Source organism: Bradyrhizobium erythrophlei (assembly GCF_042430365.1).
GTDB classification, from domain to species: domain Bacteria; phylum Pseudomonadota; class Alphaproteobacteria; order Rhizobiales; family Xanthobacteraceae; genus Bradyrhizobium; species Bradyrhizobium erythrophlei.
In genome coordinates this window covers 1-23646 of sequence record NZ_JBHMET010000059.1, presented here as the reverse complement: position 1 = coordinate 23646, position 23646 = coordinate 1, and the positions used below count along the sequence as shown (strand labels likewise).

The following is a 23646-nucleotide window of genomic DNA, read 5'->3' as shown; positions in this document are numbered from 1 at the left end:
CGGCTACCTCATTCCGCGCTCTCCAGCGTCATTCGCATGCGAGAACGAAGCTGCGATCGCACGCGGTCGAGCGCCACATAGATCACCGGGGTCGTGTAGAGCGTCAGGAACTGGCTGAACAGCAGCCCACCGATGATGGCAATGCCAAGTGGTCGTCGCAGCTCCGATCCTGGACCGGAGCCGAGTGCGAGAGGGATGGATCCAAGAAGGGCCGCCATCGTCGTCATCATGATCGGACGGAAGCGCTTGAGCGACGCCTCGAAGATTGCTTGTTCCGGACGCAATCCTTGCGTGCGCTCGGCGTCCAAGGCAAAGTCGATCATGATGATCGCGTTCTTTTTGACGATCCCGATGAGGAGGATGATGGCGACCACCGCGATCAGCGACAGGTCGTTGCCCGTGATCATAAGCGCGATCAAGGCGCCGATTCCGGCGGAAGGCAAGGTCGACAGGATCGTGATCGGGTGAATGGTGCTCTCGTAGAGTACACCGAGTACGATGTAGACGGCGACCACGGCGGCGAGGATGAGCCAGACCTCGCTTACCAGTGAGGCCTGGAACTCGGCAGCCTCACCGGCGAACGAGCCGATGACGGAATCGGGCATGCCAATCGCCTGCTCGGCTTCACGCAAGGTCCGCACCGCTCGTCCGAGTGAGACGCCCGGGGCCGGATCAAACGAGAGCGTGACCGACGCGAAAAGGCCTTGGTGTGTGATCGCAAGCGGAGCATTGCCAAGCCTTACCGCGGCGAAGCTTTGGAGTGGGACCTGCGCGCCCTGGCTCGATGGCACGTAAAGGCGCCCCAGGTCGGCCGGATCGAGCTGGAACTCCGGCGCCACCTCCAAGACAACGTGGTACTGGTTCTGCTGGGTATAAATGGTCGAGACCTGGCGCTGCCCAAAGGCATCGTAAAGCGTGTCATCAACCGTCTGCGGCAGTACCCCTAGGCGGCCGGCCTTGTCGCGGTCGATAACCACGTCGGCAGCGAGGCCGCCCGCCTGTTGATCGCTCGCGACGTTCTGGAGCAACGGCGTCGAGCGCAGCTTTTCGAGCAACCGCCCTGCCCATTCGGCCAACTCCGCGGGGTTCGCGTCGACCATGATGTATTGGTACTGCGTCCGGCTGGTGCGCGTCCCAATCTGAATTTCGGGTGCGGGCTGAAGGTAGACCGAGAGGCCCTGCACCCCGGCCATGGCAGTACGGAGCCGCCGCGCGATTTCAGCGGCCGTGACGGTCCGCTGGTCGCGTCGTTTGAGCACGATGGTCATGCGCCCGGTGTTGGGTGTCGAATTGACAAGTCCGACGCCCACGAATGAATCAACACCGCTGACATCCGGGTCGCGGCCGGCGATCTCTGCAGCCCTCGCCTGCAGCCGCACCATTTCGTGAAACGAAATTCCAGGCTGCGCATCGGTCGTCGCAACGATAACGCCGGTGTCCTGGATAGGCAGAAAGCCCTTGGGGATAAGCAAGTACAGGGCCACGGTAACGACTAGCGTCGCCAGCGCGACCGCGAGCGTCGCGGCCTCTTGCCGCATCACCCATGCGAGGCTCCGCTCATAGAGCGCCAGACTCGCAGCGAACGCCCGCTCAGAGACACGCAAGAACGCGTTGCCGCGTTGCTGCTGCTCTCCACGCAAAAGGCGCCCGCACATCATCGGGGTAAGCGTCAGCGACACGATAGCCGACACAACGATGGTGACCGACAGTGTCAGCGAGAACTCCCGGAACAGTCGCCCGACGATTCCCTGCATGAACAGCAGCGGGATGAACACTGCAACAATCGAGATCGTCAGGGAGATGATGGTGAACCCGATTTGGCGTGCGCCCTTATAGGCGGCTTCAAGCGGCGCCTCTCCGGCCTCGATGTGGCGCACGATGTTCTCGATCATGACGATGGCGTCGTCGACCAGGAAGCCGGTCGCGACGGTGAGCGCCATGAGGGAGAGATTGTCGAGGCCGAATCCCGCCAAATACATGACGCCGAACGTACCGATGATCGAAAGCGGGATGGCAACGCTCGGGATCACCGTCGCCCAGAAGCGGCGAAGGAACAGGAAGATCGCGAGCACGACCAGCCCCACAGTGAGCAACAGCGTGAACTCGACATCGCCGATGCTGGCCCGGATGGTCTCCGTACGATCGCTAAGGATCGTCAGCCGGATCTCTGGCGGCAGGGCCGCACGTAGCCGCGGCAGGAGCTCGTGAATCCGATCAACCGTCAGGATGATGTTGCTCCCGGGCTGGCGCTGGATGTCGAGGATGACGGCCGGTCGACCGTCGAACCAGGCGCCGACTTTCGCATTCTCTGCTCCGTAGACCGCAGTACCGACGTCCCGCACGCGGACCGGAGCTCCGTTCCGGTACGCGAGGATCACGTCTGAATAGGCCTCAGTTGCCAGAACTTGGTCGTTGGCTCCGATCATGAATGCTTGGTTGGGGCCGTCGAAGCTGCCCTTGGGCTGATCGACATTGGTGCGGCTGAGGACGGTGCGGACGTGTTCCAGGCTTAGATTATATGCCGCGAGCTGGGTCGGGTTGACCTGGATCCGCGTCGCGGGTTTCTGCCCGCCCTGGATCATCACCGCTCCGACGCCGGTTACCTCGCTCAGCTTCTGCGCCAGCACCGTGTCGGCGAGGTCTTGGACTTTCGTGATTGGCTGTGTGTCGGAGGTAAGGGCCAGGATGAGGATCGGCTGGTCCGCCGGGTTCACCTTCTTGTACACGGGCGGGTATGGAAGGCCGCTCGGCAGCGAAGCCCCTGCTGCGTTGATGGCTGCCTGTACGTCCTGCCCGATCGCGTCAATGTCCCGGTCCAGGACAAATTGCATGGTGATCACGCTGATCCCAAACGAGCTTGTCGAGGTCATCAGCGATAGACCTGCGATCTGTCCTAGCTGCTGCTCAAGCGGCGTCGTGACCAGCGAGGCCATCGTGTCCGGGCCAGCACCGGGAAGCTGCGTCGACACTTGGACGGTGGGAAAGTCGATCTCGGGCAATGAGGAGACCGGAAGCAAACGAAATCCAAGCACTCCGGCAACAAGGATCGCGACGCTAATCAATGAGGTAGCGACCGGACGTGCTACGAAAGGCGCAGATACGCTCATGGCGGCTGCCGACGCCGTCGATTCGGCGCCGCTTCTAACGGATGCTTGGGAGACGTGATCTGCGGTGCGGAGGGGCCGCCTTCGGCGTCGGCCCGAGCCTCAGTCGCAATCACGCTCGCGCCCGGCCGCAGCTGCTCCTGACTGGTGACAACGACCTTCTGACCGGGCTCGAGGCCGGACTCGACAAGTGCCACATTGCCGTCGATCTGGCCGACTCGGATCGGCCGCATCTCGACCCGGTTCTCGGAATCCACCACGTAGGCAAACGTACCGCTTGAATTACGCTGGACCGCCGCACTTGGCACGACGGTGCCGTCCTTGACGGTATCGAGCCTTACACGAACGTTGACGAACTGCCCCGGCCAAAGCTTGCGTTCAGCGTTGGCGAATGTGGCCTTGAGTTTGATCGTGCCGGTCTGCGGATCGATGCGATTGTCGAGAACCGCGAGGACGCCCTCCTCCCACAATGTCCTCCCGTCTGCATCGAGCGCCGCCACCGGGACCTTCCCTTTGGAGAGCGCCCGATCCACCGTCCCGAGGTGCTGCTGCGGCAGCGAAAAGACGACCGAGATCGGCTCCAATTGCGTGATGACGACTATTCCGCTCGACTCCCGCGAGCGAACGAAATTACCCACGTCAATGAGCCGTACCCCTGTGCGTCCGGAAATCGGTGCGCGGATGCTGGCGTATTCGAGGTCCAATGCGGCGGCGTCGATATTCGCCTGGTCCGTCTGCAGGGCTCCCTCCAGCTGCCGGACCAGAGCTCGCTGGGTGTCCACAGTCTGCTGCGTGGCAAACTGGCCAAGCTTCACAGCGCGATCGAGATCGAGCTTCGCGTTGGCCAGCTGTGCTTCGTCCTTCGCCTTGATGCCTTGGACCTGACTGAGCTTGGCCTCATAGGGGCGCGGATCGATCTGCGCCAGCAGATCGCCGGCCTTTACCTCCTGACCTTCCGTGAATTCGACTTTCTGGAGTAGACCGTCGACCCTCGCCCTCACGGTGACAGTATTGAACGCTTCAACAGTTCCAATGCCCTCGACATTGACCGGCATGTCCCGTCGAACCACCGGAGCCGTGACGACCTCGACCGGCCCGCTGAGGCGGTGTCTGCCGCGGCCTCCACCCCCGCCGCCTCCGCCCCCGCCGCCACGATAGGCGCTTGCAACATCCGCATCGTCGCGCCCACGGCTAGCCCGGGCCCAGTCATACGCGTACCACGAGGCCGCAGCAGCCATGATCAAAAGAACGCCCCCGACACGAATCGCGTTCAACATGGGGGATCATCCATCTGACCATAAGATATGCCTACCTGAGGGGATTGGCAAAAGGTCGCACCGTGGGGCTTCAACAGCCCCTAAAGCGTTGTCCCTGGTGGGAGGGTCCGTTTCCTATCGAGGAGGCCCCTTATGCATCGGACACTCATCTTGTTCGCCTCAGGCGTTTTGTTCCTCTGGCTTGGCCAGATCGGGACCGCGGCCGCGTTTAGCCCGGCTCCGCTGGCGCAACCGGAAGGGTTCCAGGTCCAAGCACAGTACTATCCGGGCTGGCGGTGGCACGCTTACCGCCCTGGTTGGCGTGGGGATTATGCTTATGCTCACCCTGGTTGGCGATGGCACCGCCGCTATCCCGGATGGCGTTGGCGTCATCCCGGTTGGCGCTGGGGCTACTAGCGCAATAGCGCCGGACAGTTACGACCTCGTCAGCGGTCCTGCGTGCGAACCGTTTTGTCTGTCTGCGCTTCGTGTCGCTCAGATGGAGCGAGCGCCATGTAGAAAGTGCCGGCCAGCATGACCGACGCCATGATGCTGGCAAGCGCCTTTTTGGCCGCTGTCACGTCCGCCCCCCGCAGCACAAGGATTGACCAGAGGAGGAGAGACACCGCGTAGGCAACGCCGATAACAGCCGCGTTTGCCACGAAGAAACGAAGACCGGGTTGAAAATCTCCGGTCGAAAACAACGCAAGCGCCGCATAGATCAATACGCAGGCGGTCAGCAGTGCGAGAACCTGCAGCGCCAAGCGCCGAACCAAGCTCGTACTTCCTGCCCGAACCATTCTCAGGGAAAACCAATAGAACTCCTCGGCCAGAATAACGAAGAGCACGACCGCTCCACCAATGCGGGCCGGCTCGGGGGCCTGGCGAATGAACGCTTGAACGGCGGCTACCAGGTCGGATCCTGCGGCCCAGGCGGTGAAGGCAATGAGCATGACCGCCACCGGAATTGCCCAGACCACACCAGAGCTCTGCGCTCGCCTCGCAAAGCTTTCTGATCCAGGGCCTGCCCCCTCAATCCCTGACTGGCCCCTTTCCGAACGCGAGCCGTTGTTCCCTTGGCGAGCCCCGCTCGCTTCGCTGGCTTCCTTGGCGTCGTCAAAGATGTCCAGGCCCGACACCGGCCGCCAGCGCTCCGTTTCATGGTCCAGGAATAACGATCCGGGTTCGACCGCGCCGGATCGAATGGCCGCGATCCAATCTGACAAATCTGACATGTTCCGCTCGACACCGTCCGCGCCGATCACGCGATATGCGGTGGCAGCCGGTCGTCCAGGACGAGCGATCACGCCCGAGCTCTTCCAAGCCTCGGCCATTCCGGTTTCCCCCGAATGAATTCGGGAGCCTCCTGCACCTGCAACGTTTAGCTTAGGCGAAAGTTACATTAGGACGCTGTCGCAAAACGAGAACACTCCGGCCGGAGGGTCCCGTGGCTAACATCCGTGTCAGAATCCGTGAACCTGCATGCCGGCAAGCCGCCTCCCGAGCGTCCAAACGTTCGGGCACGAGAATCCAAAGCGCCCTCCGGCTTTGCGCAGCCCTGCTTGCCTTAATCTGTGCCGGCGATTTGCGCCCTGCCCGGGCCGGGCATCCGGATGTGCTCGTCTTCGCCGCTGCGAGCTTGAAGAGCGCCCTTGATGAGATCAATGCCCAATGGCATGGGCGCACGGGCAAACGAGCCACGATCTCATACGCATCGAGCCCCGCGCTCGCTAAGCAGATCGAGCAAGGAGCGCCAGCCGACCTCTTCATCTCTGCCGATGAGGATTGGATGGACTACCTCGCCGAGCGCAAGCTGATCAGACCGGAAACGCGTTCGGATCTTGTTGGCAACCGCCTCGTGCTTGTCTCGTCACAAGGCTCCGACCTCCAAGTAAATATTGCGCCGGGGTTTCCCTTGTTGTCGCTGCTCGGAAATGGCCGCCTCGCGATGGCCAACACGGAGGCAGTCCCGGCTGGCAAATACGGCCGGGCTGCGCTTGAGGCGCTCGGCGTTTGGGAGTCGGTCAAGGGCAGCATCGCCCAAGCCGAAAACGTCCGTGCCGCGCTTCTCATGGTCTCGCGGGGCGAAGCGCCCTTGGGCATCGTCTACGAATCCGATGCAGTGTCAGACCCAACTGTCTCGCGCTTGGGCACCTTTCCGGAAAGCACGCACCCACGCATCGCTTATCCAATTGCGGTCACTGCCGATTCTACGAAACCAGCCGCGTTTGCCTTCATCGAAATGCTCAAGACACCAGAGGCGCGCGCTATCTTTGAGAAGCAAGGTTTCACGAAACTGAACTGAGGCCCCGCCGTGTTGACGCTCACGCCTGAGGAACAAGCCGCCGTCGAACTAAGCATACGGGTTTCGTTCTGGGCGACGCTGACAAGCCTGCCGCCGGGGCTTGCCATGGCGATGCTCCTGTCTCGGGGACACTTCTGGGGCAAGTCGATCCTGAACGGAATTGTGTTTCTGCCGTTGGTCCTTCCGCCGGTGGTTACAGGCTATATCCTGCTTATCTTGTTCGGTCGGCGCGGACCGCTCGGTGCCTTCCTCGCTGACAACCTCGGAATAGTCTTTGCTTTCCGGTGGACCGGCGCAGCGCTCGCTTGCGCCGTGATGGGCTTCCCGCTGTTGGTCCGAGCAATGCAATTGTCCATAGACTCGATCGATCGCGGGCTTGAAGACGCCGCAGGAACGCTTGGTGCCAACCCCGCCTGGGTCTTCGTGACCGTGACTTTGCCGCTCATCTTGCCGGGTATCATCGCAGGCACGATCCTTTCGTTCGCGCGTGCCATGGGAGAGTTTGGGGCGACCATCACCTTCGTTTCGAATATCCCTGGCGAAACCCAGACGCTTCCTTCCGCCATCTACACGTTCACACAGGTTCCGGGTGGCGACGTTGCCGCCTTCCGCCTCACGGTGATTGCGATTGTAGTATCAATGTCCGCTCTCCTCATCTCGGAAGCGATCGGGTACCTGGTTGGACGGCGGATCGGAGTGGAGGGATGATCCAGGTCGACGTTCAGCATCGTCTCGGTACGTTCGATCTCAAGGCCAAATTCGTGAGTGAAGGTCCAGTCACGGCACTCTTTGGTCGGTCCGGCTCGGGCAAGACGTCACTGGTTAACGTCATTGGCGGCCTTGTCCGTCCTGACCACGCCCAAATCTCGTTGGACGGCAACGTCATCATCGACACAGAGCGTAAGATATTCGTGCCAAAGCATCGCCGCCGGGTCGGCTACGTTTTCCAGGAAGGGCGGCTGTTTCCACATCTTACCGTGCGCCAGAACCTACTGTACGGCTGGTGGTTTACTCCCACGGCCAAACGCGGGGGCCAGCTTGTGCAAATCGTTGAACTGCTCGGGATCGGCCATCTGCTCGATCGACATCCTCGCTCGCTTTCCGGCGGGGAAAAGCAGCGGGTGGCGATAGGACGAGCCTTGCTTGCCACACCACGCCTACTGCTGATGGACGAGCCGCTCGCTTCACTCGACGACGCGCGCAAGGCCGAGATCCTCCCCTATCTGGAGCGCCTGTACGACGAGACCAAGGTGCCCATTATCTATGTCAGCCATTCTGTGCCGGAGGTTGCGCGTTTGGCGAGCACCATGGTCGTGATGACGGATGGTCGCGTCATAGCCACGGGACCGACCGCGGAAATCATGGCTCGCCTGGATCTGGTCCCGTTCACTAATCTTGTGGAGGCAGGGGCAGTCCTCGAAGCAGAGATTCTCGAGCACGACGAGCATTTTGGCCTCACCGCATTGGGCCTCTGCGGAGGCCGGCTCTGGGTTCCGCGGCTCAACGGGCGCATTCTCGGCACCAAGGTCCGGGTACATATCCGCGCCCGCGACGTAATGATCAGCACGCGGCGTCCGGAAGGGCTCAGCGCGCTAAACGTATTGCGCGGAGTCGTTGCGGAACTCGGTCCGCAGCGTGGGCCCATCCTGGATCTGCGTCTGGATTGCGGCGGGCAGGCGATCCTGGCGCGTTTGACGCAGCGGTCGGTCGAAACGCTTAATCTCTCGCAAGGCGTGCCGGTTTACGCGGTGATCAAGACCGTGGGTTTCGACAGGCAGACGCTTGGAGCCGCGTTACCCCAAGCCAATGGCGCCGACACGACTGCCATTCCAATTTGGGAGGCCTCTATCACGACGGGTTCGACGCTGGGTAGATGAGCGTGACCGAACGAAAGACGGACATCCCAAGTCGGCCAACGCAACGGTCCGCGGCGCCAGAAATGAACGGCGACACTCTCGAGCTCCTTCCGCTCGGCATCCCATGGAACCCCACACCATTCCTGTTGTTGTTGCATTTGGCAGAATTGGGATGGCCGGCATCCAAGGCGGCCAATATTCGGGAGGAAGGCCCAATGCCGAGCCGGTACCTTCATGGCGCATTGGCACTCGTGCTGGTTTTCGCTATCGGCCTGGCAACCTTACCAGCCGCCGCGCAGATCCGCGCTACGCTCAAAGGCCACAGCCTGGCTCTTGCATCGATCGATTATTCGCCCGACGGCCGGTATGTCGCAACGGGCAGCTACGACAAGACGGCGAAGATTTGGGACTCAACGACGGGCGCCGAGGTTGTCACGCTCAGGGGGCACGAGGCAACGGTCGAGGCGGTCCGTTTCTCACCCGACGGCAAGACTCTTGCGACAGGCAGTTACGACAACACGGTGAAGCTTTGGGACTGGGCATCCGGGCGCGAGCTGGCGACGTTCAGGGGCCACAGCAACATGATCAGGTCCCTCGCTTTCGCACCCGACGGGAAAACTGTCGCGTCTGGAAGCCACGACAACACGATCAAATTGTGGGACGTGGCCAGCGGCGAGCCGCGTGCCACGCTTCGGCACGAAGGAGCCGTGCGATCATTAGCTTTCAGCCATGATAGCAAGATTCTCGCCTCGGGTAGCAACGACTACACCGCCAAGCTGTGGGACGTCGCCACGGGGCATGAACTCGTAACGCTGCAAGGCCATGGGCATGGCGTCCGCGGCATTGCATTCTCGCCCGATGATAAGACGCTTGTCACCGGCAGTATGGACACAACCGTGCGGCTTTGGGACCTCGCGGAACACAAGGAGAAGGCGACACTTGAGGGCACGACAAGCGAGGTTCTTTGCGTCGCATTTTCACCGGATGGCAAGCTGGTGGCCGCTGGAAGCGTAGACAACTCGCTCAGGATCTGGGACGCCGCAACCGGCGAAGATCTCGTTGTGCGATGGAGCGGGGTCGGCGACCGTGTCCGCGGCGTAGCTTTCTCGCCGGATGGCAAATCCCTAGCGACCGCTACGATGGATCATCTCGCCAGGATCTGGGACGTCGATCAACTATTGAGATCCGGCATCGAGCCCGCCCCCGAAGAGCTCGGGCCAATCGGAGAGGAACGAGCATCGCTGAAGGGCCACAAGTCCTTTGTGACCGCAGTGGCCTTTTCGCCCGATGATCGACTCATCGCTTCAGCAAGCCACGATAAGACGGTCAAACTTTGGGATGTCGCGACGAGCGATGAACTCCGAACCCTCAGCGGTCACGGCGGGGCCATCGTCACGCTTGCCATCTCACCTGACGGCAAGATCCTCTTCACGGGCTCCTACGACCGAACCGCGAAGCTATGGGAGTTGCCGTCGGGAAGGGAGATTGCCACCCTTGTTGGGCACACAAACATCATCCGCGCGGTGGCTTACGCGCCCGACGGAAAGACAGCGGTCTCCGGGGGCTACGACGAAACGATCAAGCTCTGGGATGTCAGCAACCACCGAGAAATCGCCACGCTCACCGGCCATGCCGGCGGAGTGAAGGCGTTGGCCTACTCGCCTGACGGCCGGATGATTGCGTCGGGCAGCATCGATGGCACCATAAAGCTATGGGACGTCTCCTCGACCAAGGAGGTCGCCACCATCGACGTGCATACCGGGCCGGTCCATTCCGTCGCATTCTCCCCGGATGGCAAGCTGCTGGCGTCCGCTGGTGCTAGCAAGGACGTGCAGCTTTTCGAGGTGGGGTCCCCCAAGGAGCTGGAGCCGTTCAAAGGCCACACCGCGTGGGTTCGGTTTTGCGCGTTCTCGCCGGACGGGAAAACGCTCGCATCGGCTGGGCTCGATAACACCGTGCGGCTCTGGGATGTCGCGACGCGTACGCAAACAGCCGCGCTGAAGGGACATCTAAGGCGCATTCACTTTGTCACGTTCTCTCATAGCGGAAAGTTCGTGGCGACCGCCGGCATGGATGGCACCGTCAAGCTCTGGGACACGCCGGGACGGGCGCCGCCATTTGCCGGATCCAGCGTGGCAGTACCAGCACGCTGATCACAAAACGGCGACCAAAGCGACAGGGGATGCAGATGGAAAACGAGACCTTGGATCAACTGACCTCCGCGCTCGTGATTGGCAGCGACACCGACGAAGCGGAGATGGCTCGGCTCGATCGGCAGCCGGTGATCCAGATTCTGCCGGACGCAAACGTCATCAAGATCGGCGGACAAAGCTTCATCGATCGCGGTCGCGAGGCTGTGTTTCCGCTCATAGACGAGATCGTCGAAAACCTTCCCAGGCACAAGATGATCATCGGCACAGGAGCCGGCACGCGGGCTCGCCACGCTTACAGCGTTGGGCTCGACCTTGGCATGCCGACCGGAGTGCTGAGCGTGCTCGGGTTCTTCGTGAGCATCCAGAACGCGAAGATGATCCACTATCTCCTCGCCAAGCACGGAATTCCATCCATCGAGCCAGCTCAGTTCGCCCAGATGCCACTCTACCTCGCCGAGCGCCAGGCTTGCGTTTGCGTCGGAATGCCCCCGTATTCCTATTGGCAGCCCAACCCGGAGATCGGCCGCATTCCCCCGCACCGCACCGACGCTGGCTGTTATCTCATAAGCGAGACCCTGGGTGCCCGTTCAATGATCTACGTCAAGGACGAAGAGGGCCTCTACACGGCAGACCCGAAGAAGGACTCGAACGCCAAATTCATTCCCAGGATTACGGTCGACGAACTGACTGAACTTGATCTAGTCGACGTCGTGCTGGAGCGGACCGTATTCCAACTCATGAGGAATGCCAAAAACCGCCGTTCGGTTCAGGTCATCAACGGCTTGAAGCGGGGCAATCTCACGCGCGCGCTCAACGGCGAGCCAGTCGGAACCGTAATCACCGCCTGAAGCGAGGTAGCATCATGACCGAACAAGCTCATGAAGGTCGGGAAATCCCGATCGACAAGCGCCGCCACGTCGAATCGATGCTGATGCGCGAGAGCCTGCTCGACAAGCAGGTCATGTCGTCCACTGAAACGCCCGTCGTGCCGATGCTGCCATTCTGCCACGTCGTCAAGATTGGCGGACGCTCCATCATCGACCAAGGGAAGAAAGCCGTTTACCCGTTGGTCGAAGCCCTTGTCAGCATACTCCAAAACTTCAAGCTGGTGATCGGCACCGGTGGCGGCGTGCGCAGCCGCCATGTGACTTCGATCGGCATGGACCTCGGCCTGCCGACCGGCGTTCTGGCCCAGCTTCGGATCATCGACGCGCTTGGAAATGCGCACCTCCTTGGCACATTGCTGGCGCCATACGGCGTTGTCGCAATCCCACCCGAAATTCTCGGGCACATGCTGCCCTTCTTCATCAGATCGGCTCCAGGCGTGATCTGCAATGGAGATCCCCCGTTCTCGATTTGGGAGCATACACCCCGCTTCGGACGCATCCCGCCACATCGGACCGATGCCGGCACCTTCCTGTTAGCCGAGTGCTACGGCTGCGCCACACATACCATGGTCAAGGACGTAAAGGGACTTTACGACGCTGATCCAAAGCTCAACCCAGATGCCAAATTCATCAGCGAGATTACGGTCTCTGAACTCAGAACGCTCAACCTGCCGACGCTTCCCTTTGACCGCGTCCTGATCGATCTCCTCGCCAACGCTCGCCAAGTCAAGAAATTCCAGATCATCAACGGGCTCAAGCCCGAGCTGCTAGAGCGAGCGCTGCTCGGCGAACATGTCGGGACAGTCGTCCGCAAGGACTGACCAACACTGAGCGCGGCAAATGTGCCTCAGCTAAACTCCGCGCACGCAGCATGGTGGGCATGGAAAGTGCAGCAAAGCATGCCGGCGCGACGAGGATGGCGGCCTTAGGGCGCCCACTCTCACATCGACGTCCTCTGCGATCACCACATGCTAGACTAGGTCTTCGATCACAACACGCCAACGTCGAAGCTGACTCATCTGTCAGAATCTAACTCCTTAGTCATTTGCGATTTTCGCGCTGGCAAGGAAACATTGCCGGTGGTCCAAGCGATCCATGTAACACGCGCGCCCCACTGACGGGTTAGGTGCTGCACAACTCGGAAAATGCGAGTGTTGCGCAAGCGCTGACTTTTGCAACATTCGGGGAGTAGACTACGTGGCAGCAGTCACCGGAGTCACCGGACTCGCATTCGAGGCGCGGATCGCTACGGGTAGACACACGCGCACCATCTGCGGTGGCGATGGCCGAATGCTCGCGGCTTCGATCGCGCAGGCCGTTTCCGAGGACTGCCTCGGTCTCATTAGTTTCGGCGTTGCGGGCGGTCTATCGCCTGACCTTCGTACCGGGACTTGCGTCGTAGGATCGACGATCGTCTCAGAGGTGACCCAGGTCGCTACCGACAGGAACTGGTCACGGGCTCTGCTTCAACTCATTCCTGACGCAGTTCATGGTGCAATTGTCGGCACTCCTAGGGTCATCTCGCTTCCTGAGACGAAGCGCGATCTGCACGCAAGTACGGGCGCGCTGGCCGTCGATAACGAATCCCACGTCGTGGCGGGCATCGCTGCAGCGCGCGGCCTTCCGATGGCTGCTGTCCGGGTCATCATGGATCCAGCGACGCGCGAACTCCCCCGGGCCGCAGTGACTGCGATTCGCCCGAACGGTACGATCGATCTCGCCACGCTCATCCGCTCAATGATGAGGGAGCCCGGTGAATTACTGATGCTTCCGCGGACCACCATTGATGCGCTGATCGGATTCGCCGCACTTCTTCGATGCCGTCAATTGCTCGGACCCGGATTGGGGTTCCCTTCATTGCGCGAGCGTCAGACAGACGCACGGCTAAGCATTGAGATCTATGCGAACACCGGGAGCGTCACGTAGAGCCGCATTTTCTTCGGGCTGCCGTTCAACGACATTCCTTGCACGGCGAAATGAAAGAAGGTCTGGATGATCTGAGTAAGTCGTGGGATCTGCAAGGGCGGCCGGTTGCACGCTATCGGGCCCCATTCGGCCGATCAGCATCCAATAGGGTCGCAATCACTTGGCTGTCGGATAACGTACGCTTACCATTGATAGTTAACGGTGCCCTTGCCGGCAAGGCTGGTGCTGAGACCGGAGAACTCACCCTCGAAGGTTCCGGCGACAGACCAGCCGTTGATCCACTTTATCTCGACGGAAGCCGTGGTAAGCGCGGCATCGGACGCTAGCGTCGCGCCGCGGACGAGGAAGCTTGCCTGCGGCAGCGCCTGGAACGTTGCGGCAGCGCTGCGGTCGGTATCGAAATTGTGCACCCATGCGGCACGCCCCCGCAGCGTCAGGACAGCGTTGTCGAGCGCGAAGGATTTGTCGGTGCGCAGGCCAAGTTCTGACAGACTCGCAGTTTCGTTCCGAGAGGCGTAGTTCAACGCAAAGATATTGTCTCCTGCGAGCACGCCTTCGGCATAGGCCGGCAGATCAAGCGTCACGAACTGCCCGGCAGCATAGGGCGTGAGCCCGGCCCAAGGCGTCGCAAACCGGTAGCCGCCTTCAAGGCGGCCGGAGAACGCGTTGGCCTGAAAGCCGGCACGCAAGCGATCGATGCCGGCGAGCGCCAGCGTGCGGTCGGTCGTGACGTCCTGCCAGCCATAGGCGAGCGCCGCCGACAGATAGGCGGCACCCATGCGGTGATAGGCGTACACGCCCGCCTGGAACAGATCGGAGCGCCCGCTGCCGAAACCATTGGCGAGACCGAAGCCGGTGCCGCCGCCGGCCATCGCGAAACCGAGCAGAGTGTCCGCCGACCAGCGGTAGTCCGCGCCGACTGCCGTGCCGTAGACCCGGTCGGTCAGGGTGTTCGATCCGACGATATCGTTGCCGCCGGTGCTGCGCGCGCCGCCGAAGGCCGCCGCCCAGACGCCCCAGCGCTGATCGAATGACGTGGCCGGCGCGGCGCCGGGCATCGCCGCGAACGCTTCGCGCGCGGTGCTCGTTTCGTCCCGCGTCGCCGACGCATAGGCCAGCGTCGCACGTCCAACGGACGACGGCCATCCGGCACGGCCGGCCACGAACGGATCGGTCATCGTCGACATGAACATCCCCATGGCGTCAATGGTGGTCTGCTGGACGCCGGTGGCGAGTTCGCCTGACGCGAGCGTGAGGCCCGCGGGCGTCAAGCCGCCGACCGCCAACGGAATGGCGCCGACGGCATTGAAGCCGTTCGACAGCCCATTGGCCACGCTCTGCTGGTTGATGTTCAGGCCGGCATAGGTGAGCTTGAGATCGAGGTAGACGTTGTTGGAGTCGTAGCTCAGCGACGGATCGAAGCTCGCCGGCAGGTTGGTGTTGACCAGTTCGCCGAAAGTGCCATGGACGCCGCCGGCGGCGTTGAGCAGCGTGTAGCGGGTCTTCACATAGCCGTCGCCAGTATAGACCGCAACGACGGTGGCGCCGCCGGGCGTGGCTGTGCCGCTGACATTGACGCGATCGGAGGTGACGGAATTGAGCTCGGCGAGATAGGTCCCGGGCGCGGTGAACGTCAGATTGCCCTGCACGGTCAGCGTGCCGACGGAATTACCCGGCGACAGCGTGCCACCATCGATCAGGGTCGGGCCGACGTTGCCGTTGCCACCGAGTGTGCCGCCAGCATGCGCGGTGGTGAGCGAGGACGATGCGATCGAACCGTTCACCGACAGGCGCCCGGCATAGATGTCCGTCGCGCCGGTGTAGCTCGAGATGCCGTTGAGCTTGGTGGTGCCTGCGCCGATCTGCTGCACGGAACCGGCACCGGAGATCGCGCCCACGAACTCAGAAATATCCGAACGATTGAAGGCGAGCGTGCCGTTGTTGACGACATTGCCCGCAAGCGTTCCGGACGTATGGCCGTCGCCAACGATGAGTTCACCGGCCGTGACCGTGGTGCCGCCGGTGAAGCTGTTATTGCCGGTCAGCACGGTGATGCCCGACCCGATCTGTGCGAGCGCGCCTGTGCCGGTGATGCTGCCTGCGAAGATGAGGGTGTCGGTGCGATTGAACGCCAGCTTGCCCTGGTCCTGGACATTGCCGGCGATTGACCCGGAGGTGCCGCCATTGCCGAGTTGCAGCGTGCCGGCGGAAATGAGCGTGCCGCCGCCATAGGTGCTGGTGCCGGTCAGCACCGTGGTGCCCACACCGATCTGCTGCACCGAGCCGGTGCCGAAGATCGACCCGGCAAACACCGAGGTGTCGGAGCGGTTGAAGGCGAGGACGCCGTTATTGGCGACATTACCGGTAATCGAACCCGAGGTGCCGCCATTGCCGAGTTGCAACGTGCCGGCGGCAATCAGCGTACCGGCGCCATAGGAGCTGGTGCCGGTCAGCACCGTGGTGCCCGGACCGAGTTGCAGCAACAAACCAGCGCCGGTGACCGCGCCGGCGAACACCGACGTGTCGGAGCGGTTGAAGGCGAGGATGCCGTTGTTGGTGACGTCGCCGACGATCGCTCCCGAGGTGCCGCCATTGCCGAGCATCAGCACACCTCCGGTGACGGAGGTACCTCCGAGATAGCTGTTGTTCGCGGTGAGAACCGTCGCGCCTGGACCGAGCTGATACAGCTTGCCTGCGCCCGTGATCGTACCGTCGAAGACCATTGCATCCGAACGATTGAAGGCCAGCGCACCGTTGTCGGTCACATTGCCGGTGATCCACCCCGACATGCCGCCATTGCCGAGCTGCAGCGTGCCCGCGGCGATCGTGGTGCCGCCGGTGAAGCTGTTGTTGCCGGTCAGCACCGTGGTGCCCGCGCCGGTTTGCTGCACGGAACCGGTGCCGGAGATCGCACCGGATAACACCGACGTATCGGAACGGTTGAAGGCGAGGACGCCGTTATTGATGACGCCGCCGGCGATCGAGCCGGAGGTGCCGCCATTGCCGAGCTGTAGCGTGCCGGCCTGGATGAAGGTGTTGCCGGCATAGGTGTTCGTGCCGGTGAGAATGGTCGTGCCGCCGCCGATCTGGTTGACGGCGCCGAAGCCGGAAATGTTGCCGCCGAAGCTCATCGTGTCGGCGCGGCTGAAGGCGAGAACACCGTTGTTGAAGACATCACCGGCGATCGAACCGGAAGTGCCGCCATTGCCGATCTGCAGCGTACCCGCATTGATGGTGGTGCCGCCGCTGTAATTGTTCGCACCGGTCAGCGTCAAGGTGCCATCGCCGTCCTTGACGAGCGTGCCGCCGCCGGAAATCCGGCCCGCAACGGTCAGCGTCGTCCCGGCAAGGGAGTGCAGCGTGGACGTGTCGGCGATGCCGATATTGCGTGTCGTCGTGATGTTGCCCAGCGTCGCCAGCGTGCTGGCGCCGGACATCGAGATCTGGCCTGTCGCGGCGCCGAGATTGCTGTCGGATACGATCCCGAGCGTGCCGCCCGTGATGTTCGTGCCGCCACCATAGGTGCTGTTGCCGGTCAGGATGAGAATCCCGGAGCCGGATTTCGTCAGCCCGCCGGTGCCGGAGATGACGCCGCCGAAATAGCTGTCGATGGATTGATTGACGGTCAACGAGCCGCTGCCGAGCGCCACCTCGCCGCCAATGCCGGACAGCGAACGCATGGTCAGGTTGTAGCCATTGAGATCGAGCTTGCCGCCCGTGAGCACGTAATCGGTCAGGGTCGGCAGCGCTCCTGCCGAATCCGCACGCAGAGTACCGGCGGTGATCAGCGTGCCGCCGGACCAGTTGTTGATGCCGGAGAGCGCCAGCGTGCCATCGCCAAGCTTGGTGAGGCCGCCCGCGCCGGTCATGTTGCCGGAGAGGCTCAAGGTCGTGCCCGCAGCGGTGTCGAACGCGCCGGCTCCCCGAAGATTGACCGCGCGCGCGGAAGCGATGTTCGCCGTTGTGCGCAAGGAGGCACCATCGAAGGTGAGGCCGCCGCTCGCGGCGCCGAGATTGGCGTCGGAGGCGATCTGTAGCACGCCGCCGCTGATGAAGGTGCCACCGGAATAGGTGTTGGTGCCGCTCAGGATCAGCGTGCCGTCGCTGGTCTTTTGTAGTCCGTCGGTGCCGGTGATCGTCACACCGACCGTTGCTGTCTCGCCGGCGAGGACATCGATGCCGGGAACGGCAATCCCGACCGCCGTGCTCTTGACCATGTTCAGCGATCCGGCCGTGCCCTGCGCCAGCGTGTATGTCCCGCCCGCGAACTGCACTCCGACCGCCGACTGCGCGCCGTCCACCGTGACCGTTCCGCCTGGACCACGAAAGATGCCGTACACACTGCCCCAAATTGTCGGCGCGACGCCACCGATCGGATCGAGCCAGTTGCTGTTGCCGGCATTCCAGGTGCCGTTGCCCATGCCGACGCCATTGGTGCCGCCACCCCATAGTTGCAGGACATTCAAGCCATCGGACCGCACCAGCAGGTCGACGGAATGCGCGAATGTCGTGGTATCGACCGTATAGGTGTAGGCGATCGGGCTGCTCGGGGGAGAGCTGGTGACGGTTAATCCGCCGTTCGTTTCCGACAACGTACCCGTGTAGGAGATCAGGCGGTGATAGCCGAGACTTGGGTCCGCGCCATTGCCGAGAACGCTAAGCCCGGCACCGTTCAGAGTCAGGTTCCCATTGACGTTGATCACCGAAGAGCCCATCGGCGTCGCGACCAGCGAGGTCGAGGGATCGGCGAGATGATACTCGAACGTCGATCCCGCCTGGAGGGTCAAGTTGTGATCGATGGTCAGGGCGCCGCCGCCGGACGGCGCGATGGTGCCGCCGCTGTTGACCGTGGTCGAACCGACCGCACCCAGGCCTTCGAGGCGGCCGCCCGCATTGACTGTAAGCGCACCGCCGAGGTCGCCGGTTTTGGCCATCACCAGCGTGCCGCCAGTGACCGTTGTATTGCTGATGCTGTTGACGCCGCTGAGGGTCTGCGTGCCGCCGGTGATGGCGAGCCCGCCGGTGCCCTGGATCGCCCCGGAAAAGGTGGTCGCGCCATGATCGATGGTCAGAGTTTGGCCGCCGAGCAAGACCTTGCCGATGCCCGACAGGGTCGCGATGGTTGCGCCGCCGGCGGTCGTTGAAATGTCGAACGTGCCATTGGCGGTGACACCGCTCGATGCGGCAATGGAGCCGGCTCCCATGAGTACCAACGTGCCGTTGGTGTCGATGAGCGTGCCGCCTGTATAGCTGTTGCCGGCCGTGAGCACTGTCGTACCAGCCAACTGGTGAACGCCGCCGCTGCCGGAAATCACGCCGTTGAAGACGACGTTGGAGCGATTGAAGGCAAGCGTCCCATTGTCGGTGACATTGCCCGAGATCGAACCGGCGGAGCCACTACTGCCGAGCTGCAAGGTGGCGCCTGCATTGATGGTGGTGCCCCCGGAGTAAGAATTGGCTCCTGTGAAGATGAGCGTGCCGGAGCCCGACACCACGACATTGTATGAGCCTGGGCTATATGAGTTTGGATTACCCATTCCCCAGGTCCCCAGCAGACCGCTACCGGTGTCATCGACAACGGCGCCCGCGATCACGAGTGGATTGGATCCCGACGGTGCAAAATTGAGCGTGCCGCTCCCCTGCAGATAAAAGCCCGAACCGGCAGCAAAGCCGTTTTGGCTGCCTTGACCACCGGCGACCACGCCGTTTGCGATCGAGCCCGCGCCGGCGACAGTCAGGCTGCCGCCCTGCTGCACGAACACCGCGCCGCCCAAGCCCGCGCCGCCGCCGCCGACGCTGTTGGAATCAATGCCGCCGTTGCCGCCGCCAAAGCCGCCATAGCCAATGCCGCCGTTGGGACCATTGGGATCGCCGCCGCCGCCGAAGCCGCCATAGCCACCATTTTTCCCTGCAGCGGCGTTGTCGGTGTAACCGCCGCCGCCACCGAAACCGCCATTGCCGCCGATGCCGGCGGGCGCACCGCCGCCTCCGCCGCCGAAGCCGCCATTGCCGCCATTTTCGTGGTAGCCATTGGCGCCGCCAATGCCGCCACCAGCGCCGCCGCCGCCGCCGCCGGTGCCAAAAGCCCCACCTCCGCCACCTCCACCACCGTTGGCGCCGCCGGCTGAATAGGAGGGGAAAAGCCACACCACAGGCCCCGTCCAGCCGCCACTTAATACTGTACCGTTGCCGCCCGAGGCCGCCCCCGGCGCGATGCCTGCGCTGCCGGTGCCCTGGGGGATGCCGCCGGTAGCGGAATTGCCAAGGCCACCCCCACCGCCGCCGCAGCAGTTGGAATTCTCCCCGAAAGCGGCATTGCCTCCCATGCCGCCGCCGCCGCCAGCACCGCCGTTGCCGTAGGTCGCCCCGAATGCGCTGCCGCCGATCGCGCTGTTGCGGCTGAACTTGACGTTCGTGATCGTGACATTGGCGCCTGCCGCGACGAACAGCGCACCACCAGCCCCCATGCCACCGCCGCCGCTTTGTTGCGCGGTCAGGAACGTATCACCGCCATAGGTGTTGCCGCCATGCGCGACGGTGTTGACGATCCTCAGGTTGTTGATCGCGACCGTCCCCTGATAGGCGAACAGGCCGCGATTGGCATTGTTGCCGTCCAGCGTATAGCCATTGCCATTGAAGGTCGTGTTGTTGACCAGCGCCGGCAGATCGCCCCCCGTGATGGTGATGTTGCTGGTGAGGGTGATGGTGCTGCCCGGATTGTTGGCCGCGCCGCTGAGAGCGGCGCGCAATTCCGCGTCGGTACCGGCGGTATAGCTATTGGCTTGCGCCTGGCTCGGCATACCCACGGCAGACAGGAGCAACAGCGTCAGGACCGACAGCGTCGCACCCCAGGAGACCGCGCCGTGCCGAAAATCCGTCCGCATCGTCATTGCATGCGTCACTTCACGGGCCCGCCGGCGCGAGCTCGGCGGCAAGCTGGCGCACCGCCGTGCGCAACCCCTCGAACATCGCGAAGTTGACCCGGCTTGCGGCGACGAAAATTCCGAGCCTGCGGTTCGGCGACAGCACCACGTAGCTCATGAAGCCGCCAAGACCGCCGCTCTTGCCGAGCAGGAGCGGCACGCCGTCGCGCACGGGGCTAACGATCCACCCAAGCCCCATGCCTTCGGCTCCCGTGACCTCGACGCCGACCAGACGGGCAAGGCCGTCATGCGACCGCCACTGCGCGTGAGCGAGCGACAGCGCCGCTGCGGACTTCTCGTCGCGCGCAAGGTGCCAGCGCATCGAGCGCACCATGTCGTCCGCGGTCGAATAGACCCCGGCGCTGGCGTACATGATCTCCGGCACCTCCCAGTTCGGATCGCGCTGGCCGAACGGATCGAGCCCCACCATCAGGCGCGGCCGCTGCGCGTCCGACAGGTGCAGCGTGGTATCCGCGAGCTGGAGCGGCGCGATGACCTTGTCTTGCAGCAAGTCGGCATAGGACCTGCCACCGGCCTTCGCCAGCGCTTCGCCCAAAAGGCCGTAGCCGAAATTGGAATACATCGCGGTGGTGCCCGGCGCGTAGGCCGGCGCGTTCTCACCAAGCCACGCCCAATAAGTGTCGCGCTTGAATGCGAGGAACGGATTGCCATCGCCGTCCTTCACGGTGGGATCGCGTACCTCGCGCGGCAGGCCGGCCGAATGGGTCGCAAGATCGAGCAGGCTGAACGGCTGATCGCCGAACGAGCGGACCGTGACGCCCGCCGGGGCATAGCGCGACAGCGGATCGGTGAGGCCGAGGCGCCCTTCCGCGGCCAGCGTCGCCAGGAGGTCGGTGGCGAAGACCTTGGAAACCGACCCCAGTCGGATGATCGATCGCCCGTCGGGCTCGACCTTGTTGCCGGGGGCGGTCTCGCCGTAGCCTTGCACGACGCTGTCGTCGCCGCGCACGACGGCGAGAACGAGCCCCGGTGCGCCGGAATTGAGAAACATGGCGGTGCCCGTCATCGCCACCGCATCTCGCAGGGCGAGGTCTTCCGCCGAAGCACGTACTAAACCCATGCCCAGCATTGCGAGCATGGCAAGGCCCGAGCTCGCACGTCTCCACAGCCCCATCACCGCCCCCTGCCCGACATCGCAGCACCGTCCTGCGATGTCGGCACGACTCTCTCATGGTTAGTCGCACACCGGCAGCATGCGCGACCGCGGAGCTCCGAACCCACATCGCCGTCGCATGAATCAATCGCAGGGGATCGTTAACTTTCGGGAAATTTTGACAGTTACACGCGCTGCCGCGCGCGCCAATCCCGTTCAGTGACGCGAGGATAGCTTCAAAATCAACTCTCGATTGCGAAGTCTCATGGCCGGGCATTGGCGTAATTCCGGCAAGCCCGCGACATTCGTACGAGAATCATCAAATCGCGCGTATACTCGTGTCAGACTCAGCCAAGAGACGCCGCGATCGTCCGATCGGCTTCGAACCGTAGGCATCACGATCGAAAATCCCGCCGGCAGTCGGATCACCAGAGATACAACCACAAAAAATCGCCGCTATGTTCATCTTCTTTCATCAATTGCCGCTGCCGCAAATGTTCGTCGCTGTCCTTCTCGTCAGCCTCACGGTCTGCTGGCTGATCATCGGCGCAGTCCGAACGGTCGTCCGCCTCGCCGGATTCGGACCGACCGAGATGTTGCCGATCCGCGATTCGATCATCGGAGCCTGTACCACGATCTTTGCCCTCATCGTGGCATTCTCCGCCGCCGGTATTTGGAACGACGGACTCAACGCCCGTAACACGGTGCAACGAGAAGCGGACGCATTGCAGAACGCATCGGTGCTCGCGGCCGGCCTTCCCGCTGAGGTTCGGACCGCGATTCGTGCCGACATACGCGCCTATGTGACGAGCGTGATGACGATCGATTGGCCCGAAATGGCGAAAGGCGGCACTCTTGAGGATCCGGTATTCGGCCAGTCGGAGAACATCCTGGTCACCATGATCGAATTCCTGTCCCGCCAGCCGACCTCGCTCGATCAGCAGCCAATATTCTCTGCGCTCCTGAACCAGATCCTGACGGCTCGCAATGCGCGCATTGCTCGCCTCGCCGCATCGAATTCCGGCATCACCTGGGCACAATGGATCGCGATGTTCATCATATCGACATCGGCGCTGACGGCGATCGCCATTTGCAATACGCATTCGCTGCGCATGCAGGTGACTGCCACGCATCTATATGTGCTGGTAGCATCCGCCGCCTACTTCGTGATCCTGGCACACGACAGGCCGTTTATCGGATCGATTTCCATCAAGCCGCTCGCGTTTCAGGGGCTCATCGCGGATTAGGCACGAGAGGCGAGCTTGGCGAGAAGAACAGAAGCGCTGCTACCGCGCAGTCGGCCTTGAGACATCCGGCCATAAAAGCGAGCGCCCGAGACATAGGTGATATGGCGGAGGGAGAGAATCTAGAAAAAAACTTGCTCAGCGGCTGCGCCACAGGTTCTCTCGGAAGCGAAAGAACCCTCGCCAAACCTTCTCGACGGAATTGAGGTAGCCCCCCAAGAGAGCCGACGAGCGCGAACGTTGGCTGTCAATGCCAAAAGATGACCGGCCAGGTGCGGGCGGCCGGGATGTCGAAGACTCAATTTGCGAGCCTGGTCTGCTCGCAAGTCCGTATTATCTTCACCTGCAACAACTGATGATCAGCGTAGGGTCCTCGAGCGACTGGTCCACGTTGAGCGCCGCCGCACCCACGTTGACTTTCGATACCAGCGGCAATGTCACCAACAACTTTCCTTACAGCCCAGGAGGTGCCCAGCGACAAGGTGATCCTGGCGCTCAACCATGATCGCTTGTTGCACGCACGATAGCAATGACACCAGTTCCAGCATTAAGCGGGTGCGTCGCCTATCGTGGTCCGCAAATGAGGACGAGAAGCTACGACTTCTTGCTTCTAGGGGCGTCGAAGCAACCTCAAAGGAGCTTGGACGCTCAGTAGCGGCTATACAGGTTCGCGCCTCAATAAAGAGAATTTCACTTACGACTGAACACCGAGATATCGCCTCATCAGCTGAGCCCCACAATTCGGAGCCGGAAGTCGACAACTGAACGCAAGAAAACTGTGGCGCCCCAATCGTATTTGATCTGCCCGCGTCCATGCCTGCGGATTCCGACGAAGTCGCCCGGGTGTACCGATATGAAGTCGCCCGGGGATTCCGAGA

General features: G+C 62.5%; 13 protein-coding genes. 8 read left to right on the top strand and 5 right to left on the bottom strand.

Features of this window, described 5'->3' with window-relative positions; translation table 11 throughout:
* Nucleotides 1-8: 8 nt before the first annotated feature.
* The 3 genes from ACFFWD_RS11125 to ACFFWD_RS11115 all read right to left on the bottom strand — a co-directional run bounded on the left by ACFFWD_RS11125 (nt 9) and on the right by ACFFWD_RS11115 (nt 5694).
* Nucleotides 9-3107 carry an efflux RND transporter permease subunit gene (locus tag ACFFWD_RS11125; protein ID WP_376964879.1) on the bottom strand — a complete coding sequence of 1033 codons (3099 nt, stop codon included), beginning with the start codon at nt 3105-3107 and terminating at the stop codon, nt 9-11.
* Nucleotides 3104-4381 (bottom strand): efflux RND transporter periplasmic adaptor subunit, encoded by a 1278-nt coding sequence (locus ACFFWD_RS11120; protein ID WP_376964877.1) that lies wholly within the window; start codon nt 4379-4381, stop codon nt 3104-3106. The genes ACFFWD_RS11125 and ACFFWD_RS11120 overlap by 4 nt, the downstream gene beginning before the upstream one ends.
* A gap of 425 nt (nt 4382-4806) precedes the next feature.
* The gene (locus ACFFWD_RS11115; protein WP_376964875.1) at nt 4807-5694 is read right to left on the bottom strand and encodes a hypothetical protein; all 888 of its coding nucleotides are present in this window, start codon (nt 5692-5694) and stop codon (nt 4807-4809) included.
* A 194-nt stretch (nt 5695-5888) separates the two neighbouring features.
* Here ACFFWD_RS11115 and modA point away from each other — a divergent pair, with 194 nt between their 5' ends.
* From modA to ACFFWD_RS11080, 7 genes are all read left to right on the top strand, one after another.
* A complete protein-coding gene (gene modA, locus ACFFWD_RS11110; RefSeq protein WP_376964889.1) occupies nt 5889-6665 on the top strand; it encodes a molybdate ABC transporter substrate-binding protein in 777 nt (258 codons plus the stop codon).
* 9 nt (nt 6666-6674) lie between these two features.
* On the top strand, nt 6675-7373 hold the full coding sequence (gene modB / locus ACFFWD_RS11105; RefSeq protein ID WP_376964873.1) for a molybdate ABC transporter permease subunit: 699 nt from the start codon (nt 6675-6677) through the stop codon (nt 7371-7373).
* Nucleotides 7370-8542: a molybdenum ABC transporter ATP-binding protein gene (gene modC, locus ACFFWD_RS11100; RefSeq protein ID WP_376964871.1), complete on the top strand. Its 1173-nt coding sequence runs from the start codon at nt 7370-7372 to the stop codon at nt 8540-8542. The genes modB and modC overlap by 4 nt, the downstream gene beginning before the upstream one ends.
* A gap of 62 nt (nt 8543-8604) precedes the next feature.
* Complete coding sequence (locus ACFFWD_RS11095; protein ID WP_376964869.1) at nt 8605-10674, top strand: WD40 domain-containing protein; 2070 nt, start codon at nt 8605-8607, stop codon at nt 10672-10674.
* Nucleotides 10675-10709: 35 nt separating this feature from the next.
* Complete coding sequence (locus ACFFWD_RS11090; RefSeq protein WP_376964867.1) at nt 10710-11522, top strand: amino acid kinase family protein; 813 nt, start codon at nt 10710-10712, stop codon at nt 11520-11522.
* 14 nt (nt 11523-11536) lie between these two features.
* Complete coding sequence (locus ACFFWD_RS11085; RefSeq protein ID WP_376964865.1) at nt 11537-12382, top strand: amino acid kinase family protein; 846 nt, start codon at nt 11537-11539, stop codon at nt 12380-12382.
* 376 nt (nt 12383-12758) lie between these two features.
* Nucleotides 12759-13487, top strand: a complete 729-nt coding sequence (locus tag ACFFWD_RS11080) for a phosphorylase family protein (RefSeq protein ID WP_376964863.1) — start codon at nt 12759-12761, stop codon at nt 13485-13487.
* A gap of 182 nt (nt 13488-13669) precedes the next feature.
* Here ACFFWD_RS11080 and ACFFWD_RS11075 read toward each other — a convergent pair whose 3' ends face one another.
* Both ACFFWD_RS11075 and ampH read right to left on the bottom strand, forming a co-directional pair.
* Nucleotides 13670-20377, bottom strand: a complete 6708-nt coding sequence (locus ACFFWD_RS11075) for an autotransporter-associated beta strand repeat-containing protein (RefSeq protein ID WP_376964861.1) — start codon at nt 20375-20377, stop codon at nt 13670-13672.
* A gap of 13 nt (nt 20378-20390) precedes the next feature.
* Complete coding sequence (ampH, locus tag ACFFWD_RS11070; RefSeq protein ID WP_376964859.1) at nt 20391-21545, bottom strand: D-alanyl-D-alanine-carboxypeptidase/endopeptidase AmpH; 1155 nt, start codon at nt 21543-21545, stop codon at nt 20391-20393.
* 437 nt (nt 21546-21982) lie between these two features.
* On the opposite strand from ampH, the gene ACFFWD_RS11065 reads away from it, so the two are divergent.
* Entirely contained in the window at nt 21983-22771 is a 789-nt protein-coding gene (locus tag ACFFWD_RS11065; RefSeq protein ID WP_376964857.1) for a bestrophin-like domain, read from the top strand.
* Nucleotides 22772-23646 lie beyond the last annotated feature (875 nt).